Genomic DNA, 6000 nt, shown 5'->3' on the forward strand with positions numbered 1-6000 from the left:
TGTGCGAGAAGCCCACCGGCCGTCAGCCGACAACCTCCTCAGAGCGCCGCCCAGGCGGCCGTGATCAGCGCCACGCCGAGCCCGCCCAGCACCCACGCCGACCGCACCATCCGCAACCCGCCCGCCACGACCACCGCCGCCAGCAACAGCGCCCCACCCAACGGCACCCAGGCGTGCAACAGGCCCGCCGGGCCCGTCCGGACGACATCGCTGCTGCCCGGCTTCACGACGACGGTGTACGTCGCACCCGTCTCCACCGCCACCGACCGCTCGATGTCGACCCGATCCCGGGCCCGCGACCCCGTCGACACCGGTTCGTACGGCCCCCAGCAGGTGTCGTCGGCGCACCGGGACACCGTCAGCGTCCCCTGCTCGCGCCCCTTGCTCAGCATCACGTGCTGGGCGCAGCCCCAGGAACCCCACACCCCGGCCATCAGGATCAGCACAGCGATCGCGCCCATGGCCGCCAGCCGCCCGTACCGCAGCGCGACCGACGCGCCGCCCGGGCGCGGCCGGCGCCGTGAGCGGTGAGCGGGGGCTTTGGTGGCAGGCATGGCGGGGATCATTGGCCATGGCACCGTGGTCGGTCAACCCTCGCAGGCGGGCGCGGGGATCGCGCGAATCGGGACTTGTCCGGATCGGATCAGGAGTTGTACGTCCCCTGCGCCCGCTCCAGCCCGTCGATCACCAGGCACTCCACCGCGTCCGCCGCCCGGTCCACGAAGTAGCCCAACTCCTTGCGCTCGGTGGAGGAGAAGTCCTTCAGCACGAAGTCGGCGACCTGTATCCGGCCCGGGGGGCGACCGATTCCGAACCGCACGCGGTGGTAGTCCGGGCCCATCGCCTTCGTCATCGACTTCAGCCCGTTGTGACCGTTGTCACCGCCGCCGAACTTCAGCCGCAGCGTGCCGTAGTCGATGTCCAGCTCGTCATGGATCGCGACGATGTTCGCCACCGGCACCTTGTAGAAGTCCCGCAGGGCGGTCACCGGCCCGCCCGAGACGTTCATGAACGACATCGGCTTGGCGAGGATCACCCGACGGTTCGCCGGCCCCGGAGGGCCGATCCGCCCCTCCACGACCTGCGCCTGCGCCTTCCCGGCCCGCTTGAACCTCCCCCCGATCCGCTCGGCCAGCAGATCGGCCACCATGAACCCCACGTTGTGCCGGTTCGCCGCGTACTCGGGCCCGGGGTTACCGAGGCCGGCGATGAGCCAGGGCGCACTCGGATCGGTCGTCACGTCCATGTCTCCTTGATACACGCCAGCCGCTGCCCCCCGAAGGGAACAGCGGCTGACGAACCGATGACAGAGCCTGAGGATCAGGCCTCGGCGGCAGCGTCGCCCGCGGCGGCGTCCTCCGACGGCTCCTCCGCCTGGGCGGCCAGGACCTGGAGGACGACCGCGTCCTCGTCGGTCGCCAGCGTGGTGCCCTTCGGCAGCGGGATGTCCTTGGCGAGGATGGCGGCGCCGGCCTCCAGGCCCTCGATGGAGACGGTGACCGACTCGGGGATGTGCGTGGCCTCGGCCTCGACGTTCAGCGTGCTCAGCACGTGCTCGAGCAGGTAGGCGCCCGGCGCCAGGTCGCCCTCGGTGTGGACGTAGACCTCGACGTTGACCTTCTCGCCGCGCTTCACGAGGAGGAGGTCGACGTGGTCGAGGAAGCCCTTGATCGCGTCGCGCTGCACGGCCTTCGGGATCGCGAGGTGGGTCTTGCCCTCGATGTCCAGGCTGAGCAGGACGTTCGGGGTGCGCAGCGCGAGCTGGAGCGCGTGGCCGGGCAGCGTGATGTGCACGGGGTCGGCACCGTGGCCGTAGACCACGGCGGGAACCTTGCTCTCACGGCGGATACGGCGGGCGGCGCCCTTGCCGAACTCGGTGCGGGTCTCGGCTGCGAGCTTGACCTCGGCCATGTTCACTCCTCGTAGAATTGGGGAAAGGTGGTCACCCGGCCAAACCATCGGCCTGCTACGAAGAGCGCGTCGATAACGGACCGCCGTACACACGCGTCACACGTGTACGGCCTCCCTCGCCGAGCAACTGTGACAGCTTACGCAGCGGGGAGGCCGTACAAGAAATCGATCTAGGGAAATCGATCTGGACGAGGACCGTCAGTGCTCGTCGAACAGGCTCGTCACCGAACCGTCCTCGAACACCTCACGTACCGCGCTCGCGATCGTCGGCGCGATCGACAGCACCGTGATCTTGTCCAGCTCCAGCTCGCCCGGCGTCGGCAGCGAGTCCGTGAACACGAACTCGCTCACCTTCGAGTTCTTCAGCCGGTCCGCCGCCGGACCCGACAGCACGCCGTGCGTCGCCGTCACGATGACGTCCTCCGCACCGTGCGCGAACAGCGCGTCGGCCGCGGCACAGATGGTCCCACCGGTGTCGATCATGTCGTCCACCAGGACGCAGACCCGGCCCTTGACCTCACCCACGACCTCGTGGACGGTCACCTGGTTCGCCACGTCCTTGTCACGCCGCTTGTGCACGATCGCCAGCGGCGCGCCGAGACGGTCGCACCAACGGTCCGCCACCCGTACCCGGCCCGCGTCCGGCGAGACCACCGTGAGCTTGTTCCGGTCCACCTTCGCGCCCACGTAGTCCGCGAGCAGCGGCAGCGCGAACAGATGATCCACGGGGCCGTCGAAGAAGCCCTGGATCTGGTCCGTGTGCAGGTCCACGGCCAGAATCCGGTCGGCACCCGCCGTCTTCATCAGGTCCGCGACCAGGCGCGCCGAGATCGGTTCACGCCCACGGTGCTTCTTGTCCTGGCGCGCGTAACCGTAGAACGGCACGATGACGGTGATCGAGCGGGCCGACGCACGCTTCAGCGCGTCGATCATGATCAACTGCTCCATGACCCACTTGTTGATCGGAGCCGTGTGGCTCTGGATCAGGAAGCAGTCCGCACCTCGCGCCGACTCCTCGTAGCGGACGTAGATCTCGCCGTTCGCGAAGTCGAAGGCCTTCGTCGGGACGACCCCGATACCCAACTGCTGGGCGATCTCCTCGGCAAGCTCGGGGTGGGCGCGGCCGGAGAAGAACATCATCTTCTTCTCGCCGGTCGTCTTGATCCCGGTCACAGCACTGTCTCCTCAGAGGTTCTCAGCCGGGCACGCGGAAGCCGCTGGCTCAGCTGGGGTGCGGGTGTGCACTTATCACGGTACGACGTCCTTGGCGCACCTGTTTCCGGTCAGCCTTCGCTTTCGCCTTTCCGGGAAGCCGTCTCGGCCGCTTTGGCCGCCGCGCTCCCCGGACGCTTGCGAGCCACCCAACCCTCGATATTCCGTTGCTGGCCACGGGCCACGGCAAGCGAACCGGGCGGCACATCCTTGGTGATCACGGACCCGGCGGCGGTGTACGCGCCGTCCCCGACCGTGACAGGCGCCACAAACATGTTGTCCGAACCCGTCTTGCAGTGCGAACCGACGGTGGTGTGGTGCTTGCTCTCCCCGTCGTAGTTCACGAACACGCTCGCCGCGCCGATGTTCGAAAAGTCGCCGATGGTGGCGTCACCGACGTAGGACAGGTGCGGGACCTTCGTTCCCTCGCCGATGTTCGAGTTCTTCGTCTCGACGAACGTGCCGATCTTGGACTTGAGACCGAGGCGGGTACCGGGACGGAGGTACGCGTACGGCCCCACGCTCGCCTGCGGCCCGACCTCGGCGCCGTCCGCCACGGTGTTGTCGACGCGCGCGCCGGCCCCGACCCTGGTGTCCTTCAGCCGTGCGTTCGGCCCGACCTCCGCGCCCTCGGCGAGGTGGGTGGCGCCGAGCAGCTGGGTGCCCGGGTGGACGAGCGCGTCCTGCTCGAACGTGACGGTGACGTCGATCCAGGTGGTGGCGGGGTCGATGACGGTCACGCCGGCGAGCATGGCGTCGGTGAGGAGCCGGTCGTTGAGGATGCGCCGGGCCTCGGAGAGCTGCACGCGGTTGTTGATCCCGGCGATCTCACGGTGGTCCCCGGCGATGCAGGCCCCGACCCGGTGCCCGGCCTCGCGCAGGATCCCGAGGACGTCGGTGAGGTACTCCTCGCCCTGGCTGTTGTTGGTCCTGACCTTGCCGAGCGCGTCCGCGAGGAGCTGGCCGTCGAACGCGAAGACCCCGGAGTTGATCTCACGGATCGCGCGCTGCGACTCGGTGGCGTCCTTGTGCTCCACGATGGCGGTCACGGCACCGCAGGCGCCGTCGCGGACGATACGGCCGTAGCCGGTGGCGTCCGGGACCTCCGCGGTCAGCACGGTGACGGCGTTGCCGTCGGTGGAGTGGGTGGCGGCCAGGGCCCGCAGGGTCGCGCCGGTGAGCAGGGGGGTGTCGCCGCAGACGACCACGACCGTCCCGTCGACGACCCCGCCCAGCTCTTCGAGCCCCATCCGCACCGCGTGCCCGGTGCCGTTCTGCTCCGCCTGGACCGCCGTACGTACGTCGGGGTCGACCTCGGCGAGGTGTGCGGTGACCTTCTCGCGGGCGTGCCCGACGACGACGACCAGGTTCTCCGGGTCCAACTCGCCTGCGGCGGCGAGGACGTGACCCACCAGGGAGCGGCCACAGATGCTGTGCAGAACCTTCGGTGTGGCCGACTTCATACGGGTGCCCTCACCCGCTGCGAGTACGACGACGGCTGCCGGGCGGGTTGCGCTCACGGGGATGCCCTTCGGCTGTGGATGGGTGGGTGTGGACATCCGCAGGATACCGGGGCGTTGTAAGGGGGAAACGTGAGTCGGGTCCTGACCCGTTCACCTGGGTGAGGACTCGTCCTTGTGAGGCTCCCCCGCCAGGACTCGAACCCGGACAAATGGCACCAAAAGCCACGGTGCTGCCAATTACACCACGGGGGACTGAATTCGATTCAACCGGACAATTGGCCAGGCTGTCGAATGGCGCCTCCTACTATGCCGCACAGGACGCCTTCCACGCGACGGTACAAGTAGGCGCACCCGACTTCGCAGATGACCGGGCAGCCGCACTCCGCCTCCCGGCAGTTCGGGGGACGGCGGGTGGTTTCGCTTCCGTTCGGCGGGGCGGGGCGGTGTGCGCCGGTACGGGAAACTCGCCGGAAAAGCGGGGGCGCTCGAACGTAGGCTTGGGTCATGACCACGACGGGGGAAGACCGCACCGGGGCCGGGACGGGGGAAAGGGCCGGGCCGTGGTGGTGGGAGCGGTGGCGGGGGGCGTTGCTCGACGGTGGGCTGGCGTTGGTGTCGGCGGTCGAGTGCGCGGTGGAGGGTGTCGAGTTCGCGCGGAACGCCGCGCTGCCGGAGGCCGTGGGGGTCGCGTTCGGGGCGCTCGCGGGTTCCGTCCTGCTGGTGCGGCGGATGTGGCCCGTCGCCGTCGTGCTGGTCTTCATCGCTGTCGCGCCCGCTCAGATGGGGTATCTGATGGGGCTCGTCGGGCTGTACACGCTGGCGGCGTCGGAGGCTCCGCGGCGGATCATCGGGGCGTTGTCGGGGATGGCGTTCGCCGGTGTGTTCATCGTGTGGTTCGTGCAGGCGACGCAGAGCGACATCCAGGGGGACGGGGCGGTCGGGGGCGGGGACGCGTTCGCGCCGTTCCTCGCGGTGACGATGGCGATCGGGCTGACCGCGCCGCCCGTGCTGCTGGGGATGTACGTCGGGGCGCGGCGACGGCTGATGGAGAGTCTGCGGGAGCGGGCGGACTCACTGGAGCGGGAGTTGCAACTGCTCGCCGAGCGGGCGGAGGAGCGGGCGGAGTGGGCCCGGGGGGAGGAGCGGACCCGGATCGCCCGGGAGATGCACGACGTGGTCGCGCACCGGGTGTCGTTGATGGTCGTGCACGCGGCCGCCCTCCAGGCCGTGGCGCGGAAGGATCCGGAGAAGGCCGTGCGGAACGCGGCGCTCGTGGGGGACATGGGGCGCCAGGCGCTGACCGAGTTGCGGGAGATGCTCGGGGTGCTGCGGTCGGGGGAGGGGTTCTCGTCGATGGCGCGGGCGGAGCCGGCACCGGTGCCCGTGCCTCTGGCGGCGGTGGGGGCGGCCGCCG

General features: G+C 69.7%; 6 protein-coding genes and 1 tRNA gene. 1 reads left to right on the forward strand and 6 read right to left on the reverse strand.

Annotated elements, in window-relative coordinates:
* Window positions 1-38: 38 nt before the first annotated feature.
* The 6 genes from AWZ10_RS15705 to AWZ10_RS15730 form a co-directional block, all read right to left on the reverse strand.
* The gene (locus AWZ10_RS15705; RefSeq protein ID WP_240439662.1) at window positions 39-554 is read right to left on the reverse strand and encodes a hypothetical protein; all 516 of its coding nucleotides are present in this window, start codon (window positions 552-554) and stop codon (window positions 39-41) included.
* A gap of 89 nt (window positions 555-643) precedes the next feature.
* Window positions 644-1246, reverse strand: a complete 603-nt coding sequence (pth, locus tag AWZ10_RS15710) for an aminoacyl-tRNA hydrolase (RefSeq protein ID WP_060891367.1) — start codon at window positions 1244-1246, stop codon at window positions 644-646.
* 74 nt (window positions 1247-1320) lie between these two features.
* Entirely contained in the window at window positions 1321-1911 is a 591-nt protein-coding gene (locus tag AWZ10_RS15715; RefSeq protein WP_046706157.1) for a 50S ribosomal protein L25/general stress protein Ctc, read from the reverse strand.
* 198 nt (window positions 1912-2109) lie between these two features.
* On the reverse strand, window positions 2110-3084 hold the full coding sequence (locus tag AWZ10_RS15720; RefSeq protein WP_037705614.1) for a ribose-phosphate diphosphokinase: 975 nt from the start codon (window positions 3082-3084) through the stop codon (window positions 2110-2112).
* Between the two features lie 110 nt (window positions 3085-3194).
* Window positions 3195-4643: a bifunctional UDP-N-acetylglucosamine diphosphorylase/glucosamine-1-phosphate N-acetyltransferase GlmU gene (gene glmU, locus AWZ10_RS15725; protein ID WP_079104377.1), complete on the reverse strand. Its 1449-nt coding sequence runs from the start codon at window positions 4641-4643 to the stop codon at window positions 3195-3197.
* Window positions 4644-4766: 123 nt separating this feature from the next.
* Window positions 4767-4838 (reverse strand) — tRNA-Gln (locus AWZ10_RS15730).
* A gap of 252 nt (window positions 4839-5090) precedes the next feature.
* On the opposite strand from AWZ10_RS15730, the gene AWZ10_RS15735 reads away from it, so the two are divergent.
* The coding region (locus AWZ10_RS15735) for a sensor histidine kinase (protein ID WP_060891369.1) at window positions 5091-6000 on the forward strand (910 nt) is incomplete at its 3' end.

Source organism: Streptomyces europaeiscabiei, assembly GCF_001550375.1.
In the GTDB taxonomy this organism is placed as follows: Bacteria; Actinomycetota; Actinomycetes; order Streptomycetales; family Streptomycetaceae; genus Streptomyces; species Streptomyces europaeiscabiei.

Excerpts from the sequence above, each read along its gene's own strand:
- AWZ10_RS15705 (WP_240439662.1), bottom strand. The coding sequence starts at position 554 with ATGCCTGCCACCAAAGCCCCCGCTCACCGCTCACGGCGCCGGCCGCGC.
- pth (WP_060891367.1), bottom strand. The coding sequence starts at position 1,246 with ATGGACGTGACGACCGATCCGAGTGCGCCCTGGCTCATCGCCGGCCTC.
- AWZ10_RS15715 (WP_046706157.1), bottom strand. The coding sequence starts at position 1,911 with ATGGCCGAGGTCAAGCTCGCAGCCGAGACCCGCACCGAGTTCGGCAAG.